Annotated in this window: 24 protein-coding genes; 14 read left to right on the plus strand and 10 right to left on the minus strand. The window is 64.6% G+C overall.

Going from position 1 to position 23778, the window contains the following annotated elements:
• Positions 1-37 precede the first annotated feature (37 nt).
• The 4 genes from WCJ41_RS00200 to WCJ41_RS00215 are packed head-to-tail and all read right to left on the minus strand — an operon-like array spanning position 38 to position 2161.
• The gene (locus WCJ41_RS00200; protein ID WP_336903791.1) at positions 38-223 is read right to left on the minus strand and encodes a hypothetical protein; all 186 of its coding nucleotides are present in this window, start codon (positions 221-223) and stop codon (positions 38-40) included.
• 31 nt (positions 224-254) lie between these two features.
• Entirely contained in the window at positions 255-1103 is an 849-nt protein-coding gene (locus tag WCJ41_RS00205; protein WP_336903792.1) for a S49 family peptidase, read from the minus strand.
• A gap of 43 nt (positions 1104-1146) precedes the next feature.
• Positions 1147-1935: a methyltransferase gene (locus WCJ41_RS00210; protein ID WP_336903793.1), complete on the minus strand. Its 789-nt coding sequence runs from the start codon at positions 1933-1935 to the stop codon at positions 1147-1149.
• Positions 1936-1948: 13 nt separating this feature from the next.
• Positions 1949-2161 carry a DUF2007 domain-containing protein gene (locus WCJ41_RS00215; RefSeq protein WP_336903794.1) on the minus strand — a complete coding sequence of 71 codons (213 nt, stop codon included), beginning with the start codon at positions 2159-2161 and terminating at the stop codon, positions 1949-1951.
• A gap of 119 nt (positions 2162-2280) precedes the next feature.
• Here WCJ41_RS00215 and WCJ41_RS00220 point away from each other — a divergent pair, with 119 nt between their 5' ends.
• Positions 2281-3300, plus strand: coding sequence for a polyprenyl synthetase family protein (locus WCJ41_RS00220; RefSeq protein WP_336903795.1), 1020 nt, complete (start codon positions 2281-2283; stop codon positions 3298-3300).
• Positions 3301-3450: 150 nt separating this feature from the next.
• Here WCJ41_RS00220 and WCJ41_RS00225 read toward each other — a convergent pair whose 3' ends face one another.
• From WCJ41_RS00225 to WCJ41_RS00235, 3 genes are all read right to left on the minus strand, one after another.
• Positions 3451-4281, minus strand: coding sequence for a 4-(cytidine 5'-diphospho)-2-C-methyl-D-erythritol kinase (locus tag WCJ41_RS00225; protein WP_336903796.1), 831 nt, complete (start codon positions 4279-4281; stop codon positions 3451-3453).
• 23 nt (positions 4282-4304) lie between these two features.
• Positions 4305-6023, minus strand: a complete 1719-nt coding sequence (locus tag WCJ41_RS00230) for a tetratricopeptide repeat protein (protein ID WP_336903797.1) — start codon at positions 6021-6023, stop codon at positions 4305-4307.
• 202 nt (positions 6024-6225) lie between these two features.
• Positions 6226-7851 (minus strand): electron transfer flavoprotein-ubiquinone oxidoreductase, encoded by a 1626-nt coding sequence (locus WCJ41_RS00235; RefSeq protein ID WP_336903907.1) that lies wholly within the window; start codon positions 7849-7851, stop codon positions 6226-6228.
• 106 nt (positions 7852-7957) lie between these two features.
• Between WCJ41_RS00235 and WCJ41_RS00240 the strand changes: the two genes are divergently transcribed.
• A complete protein-coding gene (locus WCJ41_RS00240) occupies positions 7958-8749 on the plus strand; it encodes a uracil-DNA glycosylase (RefSeq protein ID WP_336903798.1) in 792 nt (263 codons plus the stop codon).
• 118 nt (positions 8750-8867) lie between these two features.
• Positions 8868-9407 (plus strand): molybdenum cofactor biosynthesis protein B, encoded by a 540-nt coding sequence (moaB, locus tag WCJ41_RS00245; protein ID WP_336903799.1) that lies wholly within the window; start codon positions 8868-8870, stop codon positions 9405-9407.
• Here moaB and WCJ41_RS00250 read toward each other — a convergent pair.
• Positions 9404-10276, minus strand: a complete 873-nt coding sequence (locus WCJ41_RS00250) for an EamA family transporter (RefSeq protein WP_336903800.1) — start codon at positions 10274-10276, stop codon at positions 9404-9406. The two genes, moaB and WCJ41_RS00250, sit on opposite strands and share 4 nt — an antisense overlap.
• Before the next feature lie 145 nt (positions 10277-10421).
• On the opposite strand from WCJ41_RS00250, the gene WCJ41_RS00255 reads away from it, so the two are divergent.
• Entirely contained in the window at positions 10422-11492 is a 1071-nt protein-coding gene (locus WCJ41_RS00255; RefSeq protein ID WP_336903801.1) for a PA0069 family radical SAM protein, read from the plus strand.
• Here WCJ41_RS00255 and WCJ41_RS00260 read toward each other — a convergent pair.
• Positions 11489-11968, minus strand: a complete 480-nt coding sequence (locus WCJ41_RS00260) for a hypothetical protein (RefSeq protein ID WP_336903802.1) — start codon at positions 11966-11968, stop codon at positions 11489-11491. The genes WCJ41_RS00255 and WCJ41_RS00260 overlap by 4 nt on opposite strands.
• Before the next feature lie 358 nt (positions 11969-12326).
• On the opposite strand from WCJ41_RS00260, the gene WCJ41_RS00265 reads away from it, so the two are divergent.
• From WCJ41_RS00265 to WCJ41_RS00280, 4 genes are all read left to right on the plus strand, one after another.
• Positions 12327-12464: a hypothetical protein gene (locus WCJ41_RS00265; RefSeq protein ID WP_336903803.1), complete on the plus strand. Its 138-nt coding sequence runs from the start codon at positions 12327-12329 to the stop codon at positions 12462-12464.
• A gap of 129 nt (positions 12465-12593) precedes the next feature.
• Positions 12594-13211, plus strand: coding sequence for a ribonuclease HII (locus WCJ41_RS00270; RefSeq protein ID WP_336903804.1), 618 nt, complete (start codon positions 12594-12596; stop codon positions 13209-13211).
• A 92-nt stretch (positions 13212-13303) separates the two neighbouring features.
• On the plus strand, positions 13304-14410 hold the full coding sequence (locus WCJ41_RS00275) for a site-specific DNA-methyltransferase (protein WP_336903805.1): 1107 nt from the start codon (positions 13304-13306) through the stop codon (positions 14408-14410).
• A gap of 163 nt (positions 14411-14573) precedes the next feature.
• Entirely contained in the window at positions 14574-15257 is a 684-nt protein-coding gene (locus WCJ41_RS00280; RefSeq protein ID WP_336903806.1) for an HAD family hydrolase, read from the plus strand.
• 15 nt (positions 15258-15272) lie between these two features.
• Here the strand turns inward: WCJ41_RS00280 and mutY are convergent, their stop codons facing one another.
• Positions 15273-16418, minus strand: coding sequence for an A/G-specific adenine glycosylase (gene mutY, locus WCJ41_RS00285; protein WP_336903807.1), 1146 nt, complete (start codon positions 16416-16418; stop codon positions 15273-15275).
• A gap of 63 nt (positions 16419-16481) precedes the next feature.
• Between mutY and WCJ41_RS00290 the strand changes: the two genes are divergently transcribed.
• The 6 genes from WCJ41_RS00290 to WCJ41_RS00315 all read left to right on the plus strand — a co-directional run bounded on the left by WCJ41_RS00290 (position 16482) and on the right by WCJ41_RS00315 (position 23767).
• The gene (locus WCJ41_RS00290) at positions 16482-16952 is read left to right on the plus strand and encodes a DciA family protein (protein ID WP_336903808.1); all 471 of its coding nucleotides are present in this window, start codon (positions 16482-16484) and stop codon (positions 16950-16952) included.
• A gap of 44 nt (positions 16953-16996) precedes the next feature.
• The gene (locus WCJ41_RS00295; protein WP_336903809.1) at positions 16997-17632 is read left to right on the plus strand and encodes a DsbA family protein; all 636 of its coding nucleotides are present in this window, start codon (positions 16997-16999) and stop codon (positions 17630-17632) included.
• Positions 17633-17664: 32 nt separating this feature from the next.
• Positions 17665-21129 (plus strand): AAA family ATPase, encoded by a 3465-nt coding sequence (locus WCJ41_RS00300; RefSeq protein ID WP_336903810.1) that lies wholly within the window; start codon positions 17665-17667, stop codon positions 21127-21129.
• Positions 21130-21138: 9 nt separating this feature from the next.
• On the plus strand, positions 21139-21735 hold the full coding sequence (locus WCJ41_RS00305; protein WP_336903811.1) for an HAD family phosphatase: 597 nt from the start codon (positions 21139-21141) through the stop codon (positions 21733-21735).
• A gap of 233 nt (positions 21736-21968) precedes the next feature.
• The gene (locus WCJ41_RS00310; RefSeq protein ID WP_336903812.1) at positions 21969-22790 is read left to right on the plus strand and encodes a hypothetical protein; all 822 of its coding nucleotides are present in this window, start codon (positions 21969-21971) and stop codon (positions 22788-22790) included.
• Complete coding sequence (locus WCJ41_RS00315; RefSeq protein ID WP_336903813.1) at positions 22790-23767, plus strand: TAXI family TRAP transporter solute-binding subunit; 978 nt, start codon at positions 22790-22792, stop codon at positions 23765-23767. The genes WCJ41_RS00310 and WCJ41_RS00315 overlap by 1 nt, the downstream gene beginning before the upstream one ends.
• The last annotated feature ends 11 nt before the right edge of the window (positions 23768-23778 follow it).

Here is a 23778-nt window from a genome sequence, read left to right on the forward strand (position 1 = left end):
AAAGCGCGGCGGACCCTAGGGGGCACGACTCGTGAGGTCAAGCCTCGGGGTAATAGATGCCGGTGCGCGGATCCTGGCGGAGGCGGCGCGCCTGCTGCGGCTGGCGGTTCGGACGGTTCGCCTTGACGCGCACGGGCTGAGGGTCGCGCCCCATCATCATCTTGATGACGAAGAGCGAAACAAGAGCTGCGGCGAGCAGCGACAAGAGCTTCAAAACAACCATCGGATCCTCCAACGAGCCTCCATGAGTACGATCATAAGCCGAAACGGGACCACAATGCACGCGATTCAAGCGCGTCCATGGTGTTTTCTGCAATATCAGATACTTCAATGCCAAAACCGAGCTTTTTCAAGCCCCAGCCCTGCGAAGGGGCGATCGTGCGCAGCACCAGCTGGTCGCCAAAGCGATCCTCAAGCACCTGGTGCATGTGGCCGAGGCCATCGACCAGCCCGCGATCCAGCGCCTGGCGGCCGGACCAGAAGGCACCGGAGAACAGCGCCGGGTCGTCGAGCTTGAGCTTCGTGCCGCGACGGGACTTCACCAGCGTCTTGAAGGCATCATGGATGTCAGTCTGCAGCGACAGCAAATGTTCAACGTCTTCAGGACGTTCGGGCTTGAAGGGATCAAGCATGGACTTGTTTTCGCCCGAGGTGTGAACGCGGCGCTCGACGCCAAGCTTGGCGATCGCATCGACGAAGCCGAAGCCCGCCGAGATGACGCCGATCGAGCCGATGACGGAGCATTCATCGGCATAGATTTCATCGCCCGCGCAGGCAAGCCAATAGCCGCCGGAGGCTGCCACGTCTTCGCAGAAGACGATGACCGGCACTTTCGCTTCATCCGCAAGCTGCCGGATTCGCGCGTGAATCAACGCCGACTGCACCGGCGAGCCGCCGGGCGAGTTGATCGAGATGGCCACCGCCGCCAGGCCCTTCCGCGCGAAGGCACGCTGCAAGGTGGTGTTCACCGACTTCAACGTGAGCGCCGGCTTCATCGGCGAGCCGATGCCGATGGCGCCGCTGAGCGTTACGTGATGCACGACCGACACCGACTTGCGAAAGCGGAGCGGAATGAGTTTGGTGAAAAAACCGTTGCTGGCCATGCGCTTCAGATAGGTGCCCTGATGCCGAAGGGCAAGGTGGCGATCAGCGCAGGGTGAATGCCGCACCGTCGCGCAGCACGGCATCGGCCTCAGGCGTGAAAGCGTTTCCGACGCCATGCAGGACCATGCCCGGCATGATTTGCAAAGGCGCCCTCGAACCCTTGATGCCCTGCACCAGGATGCGCGATGCAGCCGCACCACTGCGCGGGAAAAGCGGCGCAATCCGGATGTCGCCGAAGCGATTCTGCATGCCGTCCAGAAGCTGCCCGAGCGAGTCCGCGCGGTGCACGATGGTGACGCTGCCGCGCGGGCTGAGCATGGCATGGAGGACCTTCATCCAGAGCTCCAGGTCCTCCGGCCCGAAGGCATGGGCCTGGGACTTGAGGAGGTGGGGCGAGGGCGTCGACTTTGCCTCGTCGAAGAAGGGCGGGTTGCACATAGCGTGGGCGAAGCTGCCGGGGGCGGGCATGCCGATCTGGTCGCGCCGCATCGCCTCGCGCACGTCGGCGTGGATGACGTGGAGGCGGTCCTGCAGGCCATTCCGCTTGGCGTTCTCCTCGCAGATCATGGCGTAGCGGGCGGCGACCTCGACGCCGGCCACCTTCAAGCCCGGGTTGCGGGCCAGCAGGCAGAGGGCGGCTACCCCGGTGCCGATGCCGGCCTCGAAGACGCTTTCGCCGGGCAGGCAGGGAATGGCGGCGGCAAGGAAGACCGAATCAATGCCGGCGCGGAAGCCCTTCTCGGGCTGAAGGATGCGCAGGCGGCCGCCGAGGAAGCCATCCTCGGTGAGGCTGGGCGGGATGGGGCTGGCGGGTGTGTCGCTGGGCTGCATCTGGTGATTTTTGCTACTTCCGGGTTAGCGTCTCGTTACCAAGGCTGAGGCGGGCGCGGGGCAAATCCTCCCCCAGCACCATGATGCGGCGGGGAATGGCGCCGACCGAGCCTTCCAGCACCGACATGTGATCGTCGAGCTGGAGAAACGCGATCCCCTCCTCCGCCAGCACGTGACGGACGTAGGATAGCCAGACCGGATCGTTGCTGCGCAGAAGTTCTTCCATGGGCCCGAGCTTGGCGGGTTGGATTGTCGCGGGCAAGCCCGCTTGCGCAGCGTCATATTGGCCTCATGGCGCGGCTGTGCTTTAACGGGCCAAGAAATCAGCGAAGGCAGGCAGTCTCCATGGGAGTCGTCATTCCGCTCGACGGAGCGGGCAACAAGAAGCGGGCAAGCATCGAGCCGCTGGTGAAGCTCACGCTTGCCGACATGGAACGGGTCAACGAATCGATCCTCAGCCATGCGCGCAGCCACGTGGAGCTGATTCCCGAGATCGCCAACCACCTGATCAACTCCGGCGGCAAGCGCATCCGCCCGATGCTGACGCTGGCGGCCGCGCGCATGGTTGGCTACGAGGGCGAGCATCACCTGAAGCTCGCCACAGCGGTGGAGTTCATGCACACCGCAACACTGCTGCATGACGACGTGGTGGACGAGAGCGACCTGCGCCGCGGCAAGCAGGCCGCACGCGTCATCTGGGGCAACCAGGCCAGCGTGCTGGTGGGCGACTACCTGCTGGGCCAGGCCTTCAAGATGATGGTGGAGACGGGCTCTCTCGACTCGCTGCGCATTCTCTCCAATGCCGCCTGCGTCATCGCCGAGGGCGAAGTCCTGCAGCTTTCCGTCTCGCAGGATACGTCCACCACGGAAGACGCCTACATGCAGGTGATCGTGGCCAAGACGGCGGCCCTGTTCTCGGCAGCCGCCGAAGTGGGCGCGGTGGTGGCCAGGCGCCCCGCCAGCGAACAGGCGGCCCTCGAATCCTATGGCCGCAACCTTGGCATCGCCTTCCAGCTGATCGACGATGCGCTGGATTACTCGGGCTCCACCGAGAAGCTGGGCAAGGGCGTTGGCGATGATTTCCGCGAGCGCAAGATCACGCTGCCCGTCGTTCTTTCCTATCGCCGTGGCACGACCGAAGAACGGAACTTCTGGAAGCGCACCATGGAAGACGGCGACCAGACGCCGGACGACTTCACCTATGCCAAGAAGCTGATGGAACGCCACGGCGCGCTGAAGGACACCATCGACCGCGCCAACCACTATGGCGACATCACGCGTGACGCGCTGGCGATCTTCCCCGACTCAGGCCTGAAGGACGCGCTGCTCGAGGCCGTGGAATTCTGCGTGGCGCGGGCTTACTAGCAGCCTCTCGTCGTTCTTTCGAGTCATCATGCCCGGGCTTGTCCCTGGCATCCTCCTTTGTGGCATCGAAGAGGATCACCGGGTCAAGCCCGGCCATGATGAGAGTGGGTGGGCGATGGCCCAGATGAATTCATGTACTTCGAAGCGGGACTAGCCCAGCACCGTTCGGGCCACCCACCAGCCTGGGTCGAAGTCGGGCATTGAGGCGTCATCTTCGAGCAGGCCGACGCAGGTGGCGCCGGAGCCGGACATGAAGGCGCGGGTGACGCCGCGCGTTGCAGCGAGGCGGTTCAGCACGTCACCGATGACAGGCGCCAGCGCGATGGCGGGTTCTGCGAGATCGTTGCGCCACGAAGCGGGATCGCGCGCATCGGCGATGGCAGCGCCACAGGACTGCCCCTTCTCCAGCGCGAGGCCCTTGAAGACCGCCGGCGTGGAGACTTCGACCAGCGGGTTGACGAGGATCGCCCGAAGCGGCGTGAACCCTTGAAGCGGCGTGATGCGCTCGCCCACGCCGCGCATGCGGCAGGGCACGCCGCACAAGCAGACAGGAACATCCGCACCGATCGCCAGACCGGCTGCGGTCACCTCGTCATCGATCTCCGTGATGTCGGCGAGGCGCAGGAAGCCCTTCAATGCGGCGGCCGCATTGGCGGAGCCGCCGCCGATGCCGGAAGCTACAGGAAGGTTCTTTTCAAGGTGCACAGTGACCGGCGCGATGGCCCTGCCCCGCTTCGCCGCGATGGCATTCGCAGCGTTCCAGGCCTTCGCGATGATGTTGTCACCGCCCGCTGGCAGTGCCGCCGCAAAGGGGCCCGACGTGGTGATCGCGAAGCGACCGGCAGGCGTGAAGGTGAGCCGATCGCCGACATCGGCGAAGGCGACGATGGAATCGAGATCGTGGTAGCCGTCATCCCTGCGGCCCAGCACGTGGAGCGCAAGGTTCACCTTGGCGGGGGCGAAAAGTGTGAAGGGCGCCACGGGCCGAACGCGCCTTCGCTGTATCAGCCGTTGGTCTTGGGCGCGGCGTTCTGCGCCGGGGTGACCGGCGGCTGCTCCGGCGGCAGGCCGTTCTTCAGCTTGTCCTCGATACGCTTCAGGTCTTCGGGCTCGGGCTTGTTGTCCTTGGCGTGCTGCCACTGGAACTTGGCTTCCAGCGAGCGGCCGGTGCGCCAATAGGCATCGCCCAGATGCTCGGCGATGATCGGGTCGGCCGGGAGCAGATCCACCGCCTTCTCGCAATAGATGACGGCCTGTTCATAGTCGCCAAGCTGGAAATAGGCCCAGCCGAGACTGTCGGTGATGTAGCCGTCATTCGGCTTCATCTCGACCGCCTTCTTCACCATCTCGAGGGCTTCCTGCAGGTTGATCTTCTTCTCGATCATCGAGTAGCCAAGATAGTTGAGCACGCTCGACTCGTTGGGCGAGAGTTCGAGTGCCTTGCGGAACTGCTTCTCCGCCACGTCCCACTGCTTGATGCGCTCATGCGAGATGCCATCGTAGTAGAAGATGCGCCAGTTGCCGGGGCCGGGGTTTTCGAGGAGCGCAATGGCCTGGTCATAGGTTGCCGCCGCATTGGCAAAGTCGCTGTTGGCGCGGTAGAGATTGCCGAGCGTGACGATGGCATCATAGTTCTTGGGGTCGGCCGCGACGATCGACTTGAGCATGGTGAGCGCCTCGTCCTTGCGGTCGAGATGCTGCAGCGCGACGGCCTCTTCCATCTGGGCGTTGACATGCAGCGGCGAGGTTGCGGGCACGTTGGCATAGGCAGCCAGCGCCTTGTCGTAACGCTTCATGCTTTCATAGGTGTCGCCCAGCAGCGTGTACATGATGTCGTCATCCGCACCGAGCGAGATGCCGAGCTGGATATAGAGAAGTGCAGCGTCGATCGACTGGTCGTCGGTCATCGAGGTGGAGAGCGAGAACAGCGCCTCGGCTGCGCCCTCGGTGGGCGATGCGATGAAGGGCGTGGGCTTGTCGCCCTTGGGGCTCGCCGCGAGGGCCTCGTCAATCAGCGGATTGTCGTCGTTCTCGAGATAGGCGCGGTAGAGCGCCTGCGCCTCTGATGCGCGGTTGTTGCGCTCGAGGAAATTGCCATAGGCCTGCACGATGCGCAGCGAAGTTCCCGCTGCCTCGTTGGCCTTCTTGTAGGAGGCCTCGGCGCGGATGGAGTTGCCGAGATAGTCGGCGATCAGCGCCTCGTGGAAGACCTTGAAATTGGCGAAGCTCTCGTTGGTGTCGAGACGGTCGAGCGCCTTGAGCGCCTGGTTCAGTTCGCCTTCGCCCGCATAGGACCAGGCGGTGAGGAGCCACGAGGTGAGCTCGCCCACCGGCGTGTAGGCCGACTGCTCGAAGTTCTTGCGGGCTTCCACATAGCGGCGGCCCTTGAAGTCCTTGAGGCCCAGCACGATGCGCGCCATGCGCTGCTGGCTGTTGAACTTGAGAACTTCAGTTGCGAACTCCTCCGCCTTGGACAAGTTGCCCTCGGAGAGTTCGAGCAGGAAGATCTTTTCGATGAGCACCGGGTTGCCGGCATCGGCCTTCAGCGCATTGGTGAGATAGTCAGAGGCTGACCCGTTGTCGCGCAGCTTGGCGGCCGAACGGCCCGCCAGGTAATTGCCGGAGATCGACGAAGACGCAGGATCATAGGCAAGGGCCGCAGTGGCGGGGATGGAAGCGAGCAGGAACCCGGTGAGTGCGGTGCGCAGAAGTGCCGTCATCATCATCCATTTCAGTGTCGAGGCGGCAAGCTGCCGCCCATGTTTCAAGGTGATTTGGTTGTGGCCGCAAAATGCGGTGTTTTTGGGATGAGGGCAAGCACCCTACGGCCGTCACCCCGGCGAAAGCCGGGGCCCAGCTTAGATGCGGTGTGCGAGCGGAGAAAAAGCTGGGTCCCGGCTTTCGCCGGGACGACGAGCTTGTGGTTTACATGTTCGGGTAGTTCGGCCCTTCGCCGCCCTGCGGGACGACCCAGTTGATGTTCTGGGCGGGATCCTTGATGTCGCAGGTTTTGCAGTGGACGCAATTCTGGTGGTTGATCTGGAAGCGCGGCGGCTTGCCTTCCTCCATCACCACCTCATAGACACCGGCCGGGCAATAGCGCTGGGCGGGCTCGTCATAGATGGGCAGGTTGTCGCCGATCGGCACTTCCGGGTTCTTGAGCTGGAGGTGGACCTTCTGGTCCTCCTCGTGGTTCGTGCCGGAGAAGGCAATGTTGGTGAGGCGGTCGAACGAGATCTCGCCATCAGGCTTCGGGTACTTGATGGGCTTCGCCTTGTCGGCGGGCTTCAAGGTCGCGTAGTCGGGCTTGCCGTGCTTCCAGGTGCCGAAGCCAAAGCCGAAGATCTGGTTCAGCCACATGTCGAGCCCGCCCAGCGCCAACCCGCCGAGGAGGCCGAGCTTCGACCACATGGGCTTGACGTTCTTGACGCGCTTGAGGTCCTGGTAGACCGAGGAGTTTTCGTAAGCCGCTTCATACTCGACCAGGCTGTCGCCCGCGCGGCCGGCAGCCAGTGCGGCGGCGGCGGCTTCCGCCGCCATCATGCCGGTCTTCATGGCATTGTGCGAACCCTTGATGCGCGGCACGTTGACGAAGCCCGCCGAGCAACCGATGAGGGCACCCCCGGGGAACGACAGCTTCGGCACCGACTGGAAGCCGCCCTCGGTGATGGCGCGTGCGCCATAGGCGATGCGGCGGCCGCCCTTGAGCACCGGCTCGATGAGCGGATGGTGCTTGAAGCGCTGGAATTCCATGTAGGGGAAGAGGTGCGGGTTGTCGTAGTTCAGATGCACCACGAAGCCGACGGACACGAGATTGTCCTCGAGGTGATACATGAAGCTGCCGCCGCCGGCCTTGACGCCCAAAGGCCAGCCCATGGTGTGGGTGACCTGACCCTGCTTGTGGTTCTCCGGCAGAACCTCCCAGAGTTCCTTCATGCCGAGGCCGTATTTCTGCATCTCGCGGCCTTCGGTGAGATTGTATCTGGCGATGATCTCCTTCGCCAGCGAGCCGCGCGCGCCCTCGGCGATCAGCACATACTTGCCGAGGAGCTCCATGCCGGGCTGGTAGTCCGGCTTTTTCTCGCCGTCCTTGCCGATGCCCATGACGCCGGCGACCACGCCGCGGACCGAGCCATCCTCGCGGTAGAGCACTTCCGAACAGGCGAAGCCGGGATAGATCTCGACGCCCAAGGCTTCCGCCTGCTGGGCAAGCCAGCGGCACAGGTTGCCGAGCGAGACGGCATAGTTGCCGTGGTTGTTCATCAAGGGCGGCATGAGGAAGTTGGGAAGCCGCAGCGCGCCCGAGGGCCCGAGCATGTAGAAGCGGTCTTCGGTGACGGGCGTGTTGAGGGGGGCGCCCTGTTCCTTCCAGTCGGGGATCAGCTCGTTGAGCGCCACGGGGTCGATGACGGCACCCGACAGGATGTGGGCGCCGACTTCCGAGCCCTTCTCGAGGATGCAGACGGAAAGGTCCGGGTTGATCTGCTTCAGACGGATCGCCGCGGAGAGGCCCGCAGGGCCTGCACCGACGATCACCACGTCATATTCCATCGCCTCGCGCTGGACCTGTTCCAAGGACTGAACTCCCGTCTATCTTCTCAGTTGGGGCGTCTTTATAGTGGGCGGATAGTGCCGCACAAGCCCACCCAATCCGGACATGGACAAGACACAAAACGACATGACGCCGCATGACGCCGCCGAGGCGCTGCGCTGGCTTTCCGAGATGGGGGCTGACGAGATCATCGGGGAAGCTCCGGTGAACCGGCTGGCGGCGCCTGCGCCCAAGGCGGCCACCGCGGTGGTGGGCACTGCGACTGTCCCTGCGGCAGCGCCCGTGGTGGTGGCACCCGGAGCCTCCGCCACGCAATACCAGAGCCTGGCGGAAATCGAGGCGGCACTCGACGGCTTCGACGCCTGCCCGCTGAAGAAGACGGCGACCAAGCTGTGCTATGCCGACGGCAACCCCTCTGCCCGCGTCATGCTGATCGGCGAGGCGCCGGGGCGCGACGAGGACATCCAGGGCAAGCCCTTCGTCGGGCGCTCCGGGCAGTTGCTGGACCGGATGCTGGCCGCCGTGGGCCTCGCCCGCACCGCGCAGGACCGCGAGAGTGCGGTGTTCATCACCAACGTCATCTTCTGGCGGCCGCCCGGCAACCGCACGCCGACCGAGGCCGAGACGCAGATGTGCCTGCCCTTCCTGCTGCGCACCATCGAACTGCAGAAGCCCGATGTGATCGTCTGCCTCGGCGCCACGCCGGCCCATCGCCTCACCGGCAAGGCCGACGGCATCCTCAAGCTGCGCGGCACGTGGGTGACGGCGAATGTCAGTGGGCGGAACATTCCGCTGCTGCCGACGCTGCACCCCGCCTACCTGCTGCGCCAGCCCGCCCAGAAGCGGCTGGCCTGGCGCGACATGCTCTCGCTGCGCCAGATGCTCGATGTGCGTTGAAGGACAATATCCCCCGCCTCTGGTTGCGAATTGACACCCCGCTCGGCTTTCACTTGTCCTCCGGAATCGGATAGTGTTTCATGCATGGGTACACGTAAAGAGATTTAAGGTTTCGAGCATGAGTGAGCCGCGTCAGTTCATCCCCGTCAGGATCGCGGTCCTGACGGTCTCCGATACGCGCACGCTCGAGAACGACGTCTCCGGCCAGACGCTGGCCGACCGGGTGGCCGAGGCCGGGCATGCGCTGTCCGCGCGGAAGATCGTCAAGGACGACATCCGCTCCATCCGCCACGTGATCCGCGACTGGGCCAACCGGTCGGACATCGATGCCATGATCACCACCGGCGGCACCGGGCTCACCGGCCATGACGTGACGATCGAAGCCGTGAGGCCGCTGTTCGAGAAGGAGATCGAGGGCTTCGGCACGCTGTTCCACATGGTGTCCTTCCCCAAGATCGGCACTTCCACCATCCAGTCGCGCGCCACGGCGGGCGTCATGAAGGGGAAATACATCTTCTGCCTGCCGGGCTCGCCCGGCGCCTGCAGGGACGGCTGGGACATGATCCTGAAGCCGCAGCTCGACTACACCCACAAGCCGTGCAACTTCGTCGAGATCATGCCGCGACTGGAAGAACACCTGCAGCGCAAGAAGGGCTAGGCTGGCTTCAGCTTCGGCAGGCTCAGGCCGGACACGATAGCGAGGCCGAAGAGAATCACCGCGCCGCCCAGGAGCTGCGCCATTGACACGCTCTCGCCCAGCACCAGCGCTGCCGTGACGATGCCAACCACCGGCATGAGGAGCAGGAAGGGGCTCGCCTCGTCGAGCCGGCACTGCTTCAGCAGCGTGAACCACGACAGGTAGGCGAAATAAAAGCCCACCACAGCGACGAAGCCCAGCATGGCCCATTGCAGCCAGGTGGCGGTGACCACCGACTGCCACTGGCCGTGCTCGAACAGGAGCGTGGCGAGCGCCAGCTGCGGCAGCGAGCCGATGGCATTGCCTTTCAGGACACCGACGCCATTGTCCTTGCCGAGGCGCCGCACCAGCACCTGCCCCAGCGACCAGCAGAAGGCGGAGGCGATGATCATCACGGTGGGAACGAGGCCCGGGGGCGTTTCCGGAAGGCCTATGACCAGCGCCACGCCGAGGATCGCCAGCGCGGTGCCCAGCATCTTGCGGCCATCGGGGCGCTCCTTCATCAGCAGCCAGCCGAGCAGCACGGCGAAGGGGATCTGGATCTGCAGGATGAGGTTGGCGGCGGTCGCCGGCATCTCCGGGCTGCGGATGGCCCAGAACAGCAGCGCGCCCTGGATGGTGACCGAGAAGGCCGCGATCAGCATGATCGAGGGCCAGCTCGTCTTCAGCTTCTCGCGCTGGGTCAACCCCATCAGCACCGCGATCGAGCCGTAGCAGATCAGGATCAGGAACAGCGGCGGGAAATGGCTGACTGCCGGCTTGGCAATGGTGAAGCCCGTTCCGAAGAACAGGGGCGGCAGGAGGGCTAATAGAATCTGGCGGCGGGTCATTGCCCCACAGATGCCGGGCTTTCCTCTTTGTAACAAGAATGTTCTTGTTTTGTTCCCTAAGACGTTCTATATTGGGTCCATGTCCACTCTGATCGATAGGCGCAGGGCCCTTGCCCCAGACCCTGCCGCTCTCGGCGAAGGGCGCATGACCGCCCTCTCCACCCAGGCGCGTGGCCGCGGGGCCGGCGTCAACATGGCGGGCCGCTTCGAGGCCTTCAGCCGCTCGCTGTTCGACGACGGCTGGCAGGGGCTGGAGGACTTGCCCACCTTCCGGACCACGGTCTTCGAGGAAAAGCCCAGGACCATCATCTCCCGGAACGACTCGCCCGACATCAGCTTCGACCAGTCGATCAACCCCTATCGCGGCTGCGAGCATGGCTGCAGCTACTGCTATGCGAGGCCGGCGCACGCCTACATGGGCCTCTCGCCCGGCCTCGACTTCGAATCGAAGCTCTTCGCCAAGCCCGATGCGGCGAAGCTGCTCAGGGCCGAACTCTCTGCCAAAAGCTATGTGCCGAAGACCATCGCCCTCGGCGCCAACACCGATGCCTACCAGCCGATCGAGCGCGAGCGGCGCATCACCCGCGCCATCCTCGAGGTGCTGGCCGAGTTCAACCACCCGGTGGGCATCGTCACCAAGTCGGCATTGGTGACCCGCGACATCGACATCCTGGCGCCCATGGCGAAGAAGGGCCTGGTGAAGGTGGCGCTTTCCGTCACATCGCTCGACCCGAAGCTTTCCCGCGCCATGGAGCCACGCGCCGCGGCGCCCGCAAAGCGGCTCGCAGCCATCGAGCAGCTGTCGGCGGCGGGCATCCCGACGGTGGTCATGGTGGCACCCATCATCCCGGCGGTGAATGACAGCGAGATCGAAGCCATTCTCTCCGCCGCCAAGACGGCAGGCGCCAGCGAGGCGGGCTACGTCATGCTGCGGCTGCCGCATGAGGTGAAGGACGTGTTCAAGGACTGGCTGCAGGCGACCATGCCGGAGCGTGCCGCCAAGGTGATGTCGCTGGTGAAATCATCAAGCGGCGGCAAGGAATATGAGGCGGGTTTCGGGGTGCGCCAGACCGGCACCGGACCCTATGCCTGGACCATCGGGCGGCGCTTCGAACTCTCCTGCCAGCGGCTTGGCCTCAACCGCCGCAAGCTGAAGCTGGACACCAGCCACTTCCACCGCCCACCGCAGCCTGGCGAACAAATGAGCCTGCTCTAGCGCGACGGCCCCGCAAAGATGTAGCGCAACGCGCGCCCGGCAAAGAAGGCCAGCACAGCGAGCAGGAGAAGCGCCGCGGCGGCGAAGGCGAGGCTCTTCCACGCATTGACCATGGCCACCCCCCTGGCGGCAGGCGAATAGCGCCGGATGACGTCGCGCCACTTGCGAAGCTCTTCGCCGTCGAGCTCGCCGGCGGCATGGACCGTCCAGCTGCGGGGCACGGGTCGACCGGCATCGGCGGCGGCTGCCGCATCGAAGGCATCCTGCTCGGTCGACTTCGGATTGGCGCTCAGCGTGCAATAGGTGCGGCCGCTGGGAAGCTCGATCTCATAGGCGACGGGCGCCTTGCGCAGCATCCAGACATCCTTGGCGTGGAGACCGATCACAGCAGCTGCGGCCATGACGATGAGCACGGCGATGGCATTTCCGGTCCAGCCGAGCACATGGCCCAATCGCGCAACAGGTCCGACCGTCATTCTTGCCCTCTCATGGGCGGGCAGGATCAACCACACACGCCGCAAGGGCAAGCCCCAGCCGGGCAGAGGCAAGGCCGCGCACGTCACCCAACCCGCCATGCGCCTGCGACGCGGTATGATAAGTTATTACAATAATGATCTATAAACTTTGCTAGGAATGACTATTCCAGAGCCCGCGCGTTCACTATAGAACAACCACTTTGTTCCACAAAAATCGGCATTTTGTCAGCCAATTGTCAGGCGCTCAGAATTTTTCTGTCGCCTTCCACATTTTTACTTACTGCGGATGGAAGAAGCGCGCCGGGGCAGCGTAGACCCTTACAGTCACGGACTTCACCGTGCACGCACAGGAGCAAACATGAAGAAGATCTTCATCGCCGGCCTCATCTCCGTCATGGCCGCCGCGATTCCCGGCGGCGTCGCCTTCGCCAAGCATGGCGCGGACGATCCGGCCGGCCACACGCGCCACGGCAACGACGGTGCTGGCCACCGCTGACGACACCCCCGGGATGGTTGCCGGTTGCTGAGCCCCCAGGCGCCATCCCGACCCCTGCTCCTCCCACCGGGAGCAGGGGTACCTTCTCGTCAAATTGCCGCGCATGCATGATCATGCTTTAACGGCGGCATGGGGCGCGAAGGACCGGACTTCACGATCGAACGGAAGGCGATGCGCAAGGGCACGAAAATCGTGTGCGGCATCGACGAGGCGGGACGCGGGCCGTGGGCTGGCCCCGTGGTGGCCGCCGCCGTGGTCCTGGACCCAAAGATCGTTCCCGATGGCCTGAACGATTCCAAAAAGCTGAGCGAAGCACGGCGCGAGTCGCTGTTCACCGCCATCATGGCAACGAGCCGGGTGGGCATCGGCATTGCCGAGGTTGACCGCATCGACCGCGACAACATCCTGCAGGCAACCCTATGGGCGATGACAGAAGCGCTCCGGCAGATCGACGGCGTGGCGCTGGCGCTCGTCGATGGCAACCGCGCGCCGCAACTGCCCTGCCCCGTACAAACCATCATCGAGGGCGATGCGAAGTCGCTGTCGATCGCCGCCGCGTCGATCATCGCCAAGGTGACGCGCGACCGCATCATGGTGGGCCATGACCAGACGTATCCCCAATATGGCTTTGCCCGGCACAAGGGCTATGGCACCGCGCTGCACCAGGAGGCCTTGCGGCGCCATGGGGTGACGCCACTGCACCGCCGCAGCTTTGCGCCCATCGCCGCACTTCTGGCCGCGCGTTAACCACTTCCCACGAATTCGATTCACACCCGACTCCGCACGATTCAAGGTGCCGATTCTTGAGTCAGCTGCGTATCGCGTTCGAGGGGTGTGGGATGGGTTATCAGACGCGGCCGGATATCCGGCCATTGCAGGATCGGATCCTGGTCGGTGACTGCATCACAGAGCTGAAGAAGATTCCGGCGGGCTCCGTCGATCTCGTCTTCGCCGATCCGCCCTATAACCTGCAGCTCACCGGCAGCCTGACCAGGCCTGACCAGAGCAAGGTCGACGCGGTGGACGACCACTGGGACCAGTTCGAGAGCTTCGAGGCCTATGACCGCTTCACCAAGGGCTGGCTGGCGGAATGCCGCCGCGTGCTGAAGCCCGATGGCGCGCTGTGGGTGATCGGCTCGTACCACAACATCTTCCGTGTTGGCACGATCCTGCAGGACATGGGTTTCTGGATCTTGAACGACGTGGTGTGGCGCAAGACAAACCCGATGCCGAACTTCCGCGGACGGCGCTTCACCAATGCACATGAGACGCTGATCTGGGCCTCGCGCGATGCCAATGCCAAGTACACCTTCAACTATGAAGCGATGAAGGTGTTCAACGACGATTTGCAGATGCGCTCCGACTGGACGCTGTCATTGTGCACCGGTGCCGAGCGGCTGAAGAACACGCAAGGCGACAAGCTGCACCCGACGCAGAAGCCAGAGGCGCTGCTGCACCGCGTGCTGCTGTCCACCACCAAGGCTGGCGACACGGTGCTGGACCCGTTCTTCGGCACCGGCACGACGGGTGCTGCCGCCAAGGCGCTGGGCCGCCACTTCATCGGCATCGAGCGGGAAGAAGATTATGCCGAGGCGGCGCTGGCCCGCATCGACGCCACCAAGCGGCTGCCGCCGGAAGCCCTGCAGGTGACCACCAGCAAGCGCGCGGAGCCGCGCATCCCCTTCGGCTCGCTGATCGAGCGCGGGCTCGTGAAGGCAGGCGACATGCTATTCGACCCCTCGACACGGGTTGCCGCACGGGTGCGTGCGGACGGTTCCATCGCCATCAAGGATGCCTCGGGCTCGATCCACAAGATCGGCGCCCATGTGCAGGGGGCCGAAGCCTGCAATGGCTGGACCTTCTGGCACGTGAAGAAGGGGCCGAACCTCGTTCCCATCGATATGCTGCGCCAGCAGCTGCGCGCAGAAATGGCCGCAGCGGCGTGAGGTCAATTCACGCACTGTAAGTTCATCATGGCCGGGCCTGTCCCGGCCATCTTTTTTGGTGGCCGCGAAGAGGATGCCCGGGTCGAGCCCGGGCATGATGAGTGGGTGGTGGTGTATCCGCCCACACCGCGCTAAGTCTCTCGCCACAACGAGGTGACCCCCCATGATCAAGGCGCGGCAGCAGACGTCATTCCTGTTCGATCTCGATGGCACGCTGGTGGACAGCGTCTATGACCATGTGCTGGCCTGGCACGATGCGCTGCAGGAAGAGGGCGTCGAGGTTTCCGTCTGGCGGCTGCATCGCAAGATCGGCATGTCGGGGGGCCTTTTCACCAAGGCGCTGGCGCGCGAGACGGGGCGCGAATTCGGGCCGGAGATGCTGGAGCGGCTGCGGCTTCTGCACTTGAAGTACTACAATGCGCGCTCGCACCGCACCAGGCCGCTGCCCGGCGCGCGTGAGCTGCTCGCCTATCTCAGCGACAATGACATTCCCTGGGCGATTGCCACCTCGGGCCGCATCGAGACGGCGGGGCCGGTGCTGAAGATCCTCGGCGTCGATCCGGAAAGGAACGTGGTCATCACGCGCGACCTCGTGCGCTATGCCAAGCCCGACCCCGACCTGTTCCTCGCCGCTGCCGAGAAGCTTGACTGCGACATCAACACCGCCTGCGTGGTGGGCGATGCCATCTGGGACATGCTCGCTGCACGCCGCGCCCGGGCACTGGGCATCGGTCTTCTCACCGGCGGCTATGGCATGGAAGAGCTTGAGCGCGCCGGCGCCTATCGCGTGTATGAAGATCCGGCAGATTTGCTGGCGCATATCGATGAAGTGGGCGGGCGGAGGTAATCCACTTCCCGGCCGTCATCCCGGCGAAAGCCGGGACCCCGCTTTCTTGCCGCGTGGTTTACGCCCAAAGCTGGGCCCCGGCTTTCGCCGGGGTGACGGCATATGGGGGAGCACATGAGCCACCACCTTGCGCATCACCGTTGGCAGCGCCTCACCATCGATCTCCTGGCGCTTCGTCCAGCGGTAGTCACCGTCATCGCGCAGCACTCCGTCGCTGATGGCCTCGGACTTCCACACAGTGAGCTCAAGGTGAAAGTGCGTGAAGGTGTGCTCGACTGTGCCGGGCAGTTTCTTCCATTCAGCGGCGAGCGGAGCCTGTGGTTCGGCATCCGCCACCGTCGCACCCCACACGGTCGACGGCACTTCCATCATGCCGCCGAGCAGGCCCTTCTCCGGGCGGCGGCGGAGCAGCACCGCGCCATCGGCACGCTCGATCCAGAAGGCGATACCGCGGCGCGTGGGAACCGCCTTCTTCGGCTTCTTCCTCGGCAGCGTTGGCGCAAGGCCGGTGATGCGGCCAGCGCAATGCTCCGTCCACGGACAGATGAGGCAGTTGGGATCGCGCGGGGTGCAGATGGTGGCGCCGAGATCCATCATCGCCTGGGCGAAATCACCCGCACGCTGCACCGGCACCAGTGCTTGCGTCTTCTCGCGGATCTCGGGCTTCGAGTCCGGCAGCGGCGTTTCGATGGCGTAGATGCGGCTGATGACGCGCTCGACATTGCCATCGACCGCTGCATGGCGCCCGCCGAAGGCGATGGCTGCGATGGCGCCCGCTGTATAGGGGCCGATGCCGGGGAGGCTTCGGAGTTCTGCCTCGGTGTCGGGGAAGCGGCCGCCGAATCGGGCCACCACGTCCTTCGCGCAGGCGTGGAGGTTGCGGGCCCGCGCATAGTAACCAAGCCCCGCCCAGGCCTTGAGCACGTCATCGAGGGGTGCTGCGGCCAGCGCCTCGACGCTGCGCCAGAGGGCAACGAATTTCTCGAAATAGGCCTTCACCGCCTGAACGGTGGTCTGCTGCAGCATGATCTCCGACAGCCACACGCGGTAGGGGTCGGCCTGCTCGCCCGGACGCGAGCGCCACGGCAGAACCCGGGCGTTGGCGTCGTACCACGCAAGAAGTTGTGAAGAGCGGTGGGATTCCGGCCCTTTTCTGGCCATGCTGCTGCGCAAACAAACGACTCCTGTTACACCGAGACTACCGATCAACCCTCCGGCCCGGCAATGGAAACCCTCTCCAAGCACTTCCGCAAGATCACCAAGGCCGCCTTCGCGCGCTATGGCTTTGCCCAGGCAGACGTGGTGGCGAGCTGGGATGCAATCGTTGGTGAGGAACTGGCGGCGGTCTCAGCCCCGGAACGCATCAAATGGCCCCGGGGATCAGGCGAGGAGGCCCAGAAGCAGGGCGGCACGCTGGTCATCAGGGCCGCACCCGGCCGGGCGCTGGAGCTACAATATGAAGCGTCCCGCATCATTTCGCGCATCAACAGCTTTTTTGGTTATGGCGCCGTGACGAGCCTCAAGGTGATGCAGGCGGTGGAGCTGGCAAAGCCCCGCCCGAAGCCCCCGGCTCTGCCTGAAAAATCCGTTCACGAACAAGAACTTAATGCTGTGAAAGACCCCTCCCTCAGGGAGGCGCTGGAGCGCCTCGGGCGGGGGGTGGCGGGGGCTTCAAGTTCTCCACAAGGCAAATAATTCCCTTTTGTTTCAACCCCCAACATCTAGTAGGTAAACAAATCATGAAGATGATCAACCGCCGTTCGATTCTCCTGGCCGGAGCCGCCGTTGCAGGGCTGGCCGTGGCCCCTGCCCTTGCGGAAACCCCCGCCAAGCCCGTGGTGCTGGCCGAGCTCCTGGCGCCGCCGGCGCTGGGCGACATGGCGCTGGGCGCCGACGAGGGTGCCACCAAGGTCACCATCGTCGAGTATGCCTCGGCCACCTGCCCGCATTGCGCCGCCTTCCACAAGGATGTGTGGCCCAAGCTCAAGGCCGACTACATCGACAACAAGAAGGTTCGCTTCATCTTCCGCGAATTTCCGCTGAACGACCCGGCACTCGCCGCCTTCATGATCGCCCGCGCGGCGCCGAAGGAGTCCTATTTCCCGCTGATCGACGTGTTCTTCGACACGTTGCAGACCTGGGCGCAGGACCCGGCCACGGGCCTTCTCAACATCGCCAAGCAGGCGGGCTTCACCCAGGAAAAATTCGACGCCACGCTGCGTGACGAGAAGCTTGCCAAGGGCATCATGGAAATCCGCGATGGCGGCGTGAAGTTCGGCGTGCAGGGCACACCCACTTTCTACGTCAACAACAAGCAGCTCGACGGCGAAGTGACTTACGACACTCTCAAGGCCGAAATCGACAAGCTGCTTTAAGGCAGCCGACAAAAAAGGGGCAAGGGCTCAAGATGAAGTTCACACGGCTGAGGCTTTCGGGATTCAAATCCTTCATTGAGCCGACGGATCTCTTTATCGAGCCCGGCCTCACCGGCGTGGTGGGCCCCAATGGCTGCGGCAAGTCCAACCTGCTGGAAGCGCTGCGCTGGGTGATGGGCGAAAGCTCCTACAAGTCGATGCGTGCCTCCGGCATGGACGACGTGATCTTCTCGGGCACCACCGAGCGCCCGGCCCGCAACATGGCGGAAGTCGTCGTCACCATGGCGAATGACGACGGCACTGCGCCGCAGCAGTACCAGGACCAGGAGACACTCGAAATATCGCGCCGCATCGAGCGCGACGAGGGCTCCGCCTACCGCATCAACGGCAAGGACGTGCGCGCACGTGACGTGCAGCTGCTGTTCGCCGATGTCTCCACCGGCTCGCGCTCGCCCGCGCTGGTGCGCCAGGGGCAGATCGCCGAGATCATCAATTCGAAGCCGCAGGCCAGGCGCCTGATCCTCGAAGAGGCAGCGGGCATCACGGGCCTCCACACGCGCCGCCACGAGGCGGAACTGAAGCTGAAGGCGGCGGAAACCAACCTCACCCGCCTCGACGACGTGACCTCGCAGCTCGAAACCCAGCTCAACAGCCTGAAGCGCCAGGCGCGCCAGGCGACGAAGTACAAGAGCCTGTCGGGCGAGATCCGGCGGCTGGAGGCCATGGGCCTCTATGTGAACTGGCGTGAGACGGCGGACGCCTCGCAGCGCGATGCGGCAGCACTTGATGAAGCAACCCGCGTGCTGGCCGAGCACACGCGCGCAGCCTCCGAGAAGCTGCGCCTGCGCGACGACCTGGGCGAGAAGCTGCCGAGCCTGCGCGAGCAGGAAGCGGTGCGCGCCGCAGTGCTGCAGCGCGTGAGCCATGAGCGCAACGTGCTTGATGAAGAGGAACGCCGTGCCGGCGAGCGCCGCAAGGAGTTGGACCAGCGCATTGCGCAGATCAATTCGGATTTGCAGCGCGAACAGGAACTGCTGAACGACACCGACCGCGTGCTGGGCCGCCTTGCCGAGGAAGGCGAGACGCTGAAGGCTGGCCAGGGCTCGGATGACGACATCCGCGCCGAGGCCGCCGTGGCGCTGCAGACCGCAGCGGATGCGCTGGCGCGCGCGCAGGAAGCCGCCGATGAAGCCGCCGCCCGCCTGTCCGAGCTTTCTGCCCGCCGTAACGCCATCCTGCGCGCCATCGACGAGCACAAGAACAGGGTTGCCCGCCTCGATCGCGAACTCGCCGAAACCACCGCCAAGCGCAATGACTTGCTGGCCCGCTACAACGTTGAAGGCGATGGCGACAAGCTGACCGGTGCCGTCGAGCACGCGGTCGAGCAGGCAGCCGGGTTCGAGGCGCATGTGTCGGAGGCCGAGGCCGCCGTGCGCGCCGCCCGCGGTGCCGAAAGCGATGCCCGCGCCACCCATGACGATGCCCGCCGCAAGGCCGACCGGCTGCAGACGGAAGTCCGCACGCTGACGAATTTGCTGAAAGCCGGCGGCGGCGACCTGTGGCCGTCGCTCATCGACCAGATCAGCGTCGAGACCGGATTTGAAACGGCGCTGGGTGCGGCGCTGGGCGACGACCTCGACGCTTCCGGAGACGAAGGTGCGCCGGTTCACTGGCGCGGGCTTCCGCCGCTCGCCGACACCGCGACCCTGCCCGATGGTGCCGAGCCGCTGATCAATTTCGTGCTGGCTCCGCCGGCGCTGCAGCGCCGCCTCAGCCACATCGGCGTTGTTTCGAAGGCCCTTGGCCAGGCGCTGCAGCCGCAACTGAAGCCCGGCCAGCGTCTCGTCAGCCGCGAGGGCGACGTGTGGCGCTGGGACGGCTTCACCGCCGCCGCCGATGCGCCGAGTGCTGCTGCCAAGCGTCTTGCCGAAAAGAACCGCCTTGCCTCGCTCGAGGTCGAGATGGAACAGGCCATTGCCGCTTCGGAAGAAGCACAGGGCCATTTCGAGGCGGCCCGCGCCGCCATCGAGACCGCCACGCGCTTCGAGCGCGAGAAGCGCGAAGGCCACCGCGCCGCCGTGTCCGCCGTCGACTTCGCGCGCCGCGCCCTGACCCAGCATGAGCGCCAGGTATCGGAACGCCTTGCCCAGACGAGTGCGCTCGACGAGGCCCAGCGCCGCATCGAGGAAGCCCTCGAGGAAGCGCGCGCCCGGCTCGAGGAAGCCACCGCCGAGGCCGAAGAGCTGCCCGTGCTCGACGACCTTCAGGTTGCGCTCAACGCGCTGCGCAACACGGTCAACGCCGAGCGCGCCGCCTATGCCGAGGCCCGGGCCACCCATGACGGCCTGGAGCGCGAAGCCCGCGCCCGCACCGACCGCATTCGCGCCATCGAGGCGGAAATCGCCCAGTGGACCTCGCGTGCGTCGCGCGCCAACGAACAGATCGAGCAGCTGACCGCGCGCGCAGAGGAAACCCGCGCCGCCATCCTCGAGCTTTCCGAGCTGCCGCAGCTTCTGGCGGACCGTCGCCTGAAGCTGATGAACACGCTGGCCGAAGCCGAGCAGGAGAAGAAGGTCGCCTCCGACTCTCTGCAGACGGCAGAGAACGACGTGCGCCAGGCCGACCAGGACCTGCGTGCCGTGCAGGAGCTGCTGTCCGCCGCGCGCGAGGAGCACGCCCGCCTCGGCGCGCGCCTCGAAAGCAGCACGGAACGGCTTGCCGAATGCGAGCTGCGCATCACGGAAGCGCTCAACTGCGCGCCTGACGAGGTGATCTCCACCACCGGCCTCGACCTTGAGCAGCTGATGGAGTGGCATGACATCGAGCGCAAGCTGCAGGGCCTGCGCGAGGACCGCGAGCGCCTTGGCGGCGTCAACCTGCGCGCCGACGAAGAGGCCGAGGAAGTTGCCAAGCAGCTCGACGGCCTCGTCAAGGAACGCGATGACCTGATCCAGGCGATCAACAAGCTGCGTGGCGGCATTTCGAGCCTCAACCGCGAAGGCCGCCAGCGCCTGCTCGACGCCTTCGGTATCGTGAACCAGAAGTTCGGCGAGCTCTTCACCACGCTGTTCGGCGGTGGCAAGGCCGAGCTGCAGCTGATTGAGTCGGATGACCCGCTGGAAGCCGGCCTCGAGCTGATCGCCAATCCGCCCGGAAAGAAGCCGACCACGCTGTCGCTGCTGTCGGGCGGCGAGCAGACGCTCACGGCCATGGCGCTGATCTTCGCGGTGTTCCTCACCAATCCCTCGCCGATCTGCGTGCTCGACGAAGTCGATGCACCGCTCGACGACCACAACGTGGAACGCTTCTGCAACCTGCTCGACGCGATGCTGGAGCGCACCGAGACGCGCTTCCTGATCATCACCCACCACGCGCTCACCATGGCTCGCATGCACCGCCTGTTCGGCGTGACCATGCTGGAACGCGGCGTCTCTCAGCTGGTGTCGGTGAACCTCGCGGAGGCCGAAACGCTGGTGGACGAGAAGTCGGCGGCCTGAGTGCCGCAGATGAACGTCGTCTTCGACATAGGCAATGTGCTGGTCCACTGGGAACCGCGCGCCCTCTATCGCAAGATATTTGCGACGGAAGGCGAGGTCGAGTGGTTCATTGGCAATGTCTGCACCCAAGACTGGAACCTCGAGCAGGACCTCGGGCGCAGCTTCGCCGATGGCGTGAAGGCGCTGAGCGCGCGCTACCCCGAGCATGCCGAGGCCATTACCGCCTATGACCTGCGCTGGCATGAGACGGTGCTGGGCGCGATCGATGGCAGCGTGCAGATACTCGAGGAACTCAGCGCGCGTGGCACGCCGCTTTACGCCATCACCAACTTCAACCAGGACAAGTTCAAGGAAACGCTGAAACGTTTTCCATTCCTGAACGTGTTCCGTGACACCGTGGTTTCAGGCGACGAACGCGTGATCAAGCCGGACCCGGCGATCTACCGCCTGCTGCTGCAGCGCAACGGCCTCGCCGCCGTGTCCTGCGTGTTCATCGACGACAGCCTGAAAAACGTCAAGGGCGCGGAAGCTGTGGGGATGAAGGCCATCCACTTCACCGGACCTGAGGCGCTCAGGGTGCAGTTGACCGGAATGGGGCTGCTTTAGGGGCGTTTTCTGCCCGCCTCGTCTTCACCTTCGCCCGGCTTGACCGGGCGATGCTTTGCTTGGTCTCGAAGATGGTGCCCGGTCAGGCCGGGCAAGGTTGATCTGCATTTGGCGGATTGCATTCTCGGGTACAATTTCGACGAGAGGTTCCGTCTATGGCTTGCTCTGACGTGGCGGACGCGCGAAAATGGTGCGCGGAGGCATGGCGCATGCAAAGGGGAGACCGGAGCTCGTTGTATCAGGGGTTTGATCCGCAAGGTTTCCTCGGTTGGGTGGACACGCTGTCGCCCACGCGGCTTGCCTTATTTTGCTCGCTGGCCATGGTGGGGGTCACCTGGTTCGGCATCATCTTCTTCAAGCCGTTCATCCGCCGCTGGCTGCGCAAGCAGCCAGGGTCGAATGACCTCGTCAATTATGCCAGCGCCGGCTTCAGCCTGTTCTATGGCCTGCTGCTCGGCCTGCTGTCAGTCACCGCCTTCAGCAATGCCTCCAGCGTGGAGGCCAGCGTCTACCGCGAGGCTTCCAGCATCGCCTCGCTCTACCGCACGGTTGCCGCCTACCCAGAACCGCTGCGTGGCGAGGTGCAATATCTGCTGCGCGACTACACCCAATATGTGATCAAGAAGGACTGGCCCGCCCACAACAGGGGCGAAGTGTGGAACGGCGGTAACCTGCGCCTTCAGGTGATCCAGCAGAAGCTCATTTCGCTGCAACCCATCGATCACACGCAGAGCCTGCTGCAGGAACAGAGCATGAAATATTTCGGCGAGTTGAACGATGCGCGCCAGCAGCGGCTGACCGGCGTCAGCACCGCAATCCCCGGGGTGCTCTGGTACGTGATGATCATCGGCGCGCTGATCAACATCCTGCTGATCTGGCTGCTCGACATGCGGCTTACGCTGCACATGATCCTGGGTGGCATCATCTCGTTCTTCCTCGGCGTGATGATCTTCCTGATCGCGGCAATGGACCGGCCGCTGCAGGGCACGGTGAGCGTCGCCCCCGATGCCTACAAGCAGATGTATGACCACGTCATGCAATGGGATGAATCGTGATGGCGCGCGCTGACATCTCCATCCGCTGCGCCCTCATCGTGACGGCATTCCTCGCCGCTCTCTCCTGGCCGGTGGCAGCGCTGGCGGAACAGCAGTATGTTTCGCTCGGCACCGGCCCGGTATCAGGCATCTACTACCCAACCGGCCAGACGATCTGTGATGTGCTGAACAAGGAGGGCAGCTCAGCCCCCCTGCGCTGCTCGATCGAGGCAACGCCGGGTTCCGTCTACAACATCGAGTCGGTGCGTTCTGGCGAGGAGGAATTCGCGCTGGTGCAGTCCGACGTGCAATTCTTCGCCAGCGCGGGCGAAGGCCGCTGGAAGGGCCAGCCGGTCAAAAAGCTGCGCGCGGTGATGTCGCTCTACCCAGAGCTGCTGACACTGATTGCCCGCCCTGACGCGCGCATTGCCTCGGCGGAGGACCTGGCCGGCAAGCGGGTCAACATTGGCGCACCCGGATCAGGAACACGCGCCACATGGGATGTGCTGAAGGAAGCACTCGGCATCACCGAGAAGGACCTCGCCGAATCATCCGAGAAGAAGCCTGAAGCCGCCGCCGGGCGCATGTGCGCCAACACGCTCGACGCCAGCCTGCTGATCCTCGGCCACCCGTCGAAACTCGTCGATTCCGAGATCAAGTCCTGCCGACTGACATTGGTGCCGATCGGCGGCGCGAAGATTGACGCACTGGTGGCCGCCAAGCCCTATTACGTGAAGGGCGTGATCCAAGGTGCGGACTACGGTCTTCCTGCCGATACGCCGACATTTGGCGGCCTGACCACGCTTGTGACATCCGCTGATGTGCCGGACGATATTGTCTATGCGCTCACCATGGCGATCATGAAGAATCTTGACAAGCTGCGCCAACAGCCGGCGCTTGCCGGGCTCGACCCGCAGAAGATGGCGACGCAGTCGCTCACAGCACCCCTGCACCCCGGAGCCGAGCGCGCCTTCCGCGAACTCGGCCTGCTGAAGTAGAGGGCCGCGGG

Origin of the sequence: Aestuariivirga sp., from assembly GCF_037139295.1 — a bacterium.
Taxonomy (GTDB): domain Bacteria; phylum Pseudomonadota; class Alphaproteobacteria; order Rhizobiales; family Aestuariivirgaceae; genus Aestuariivirga.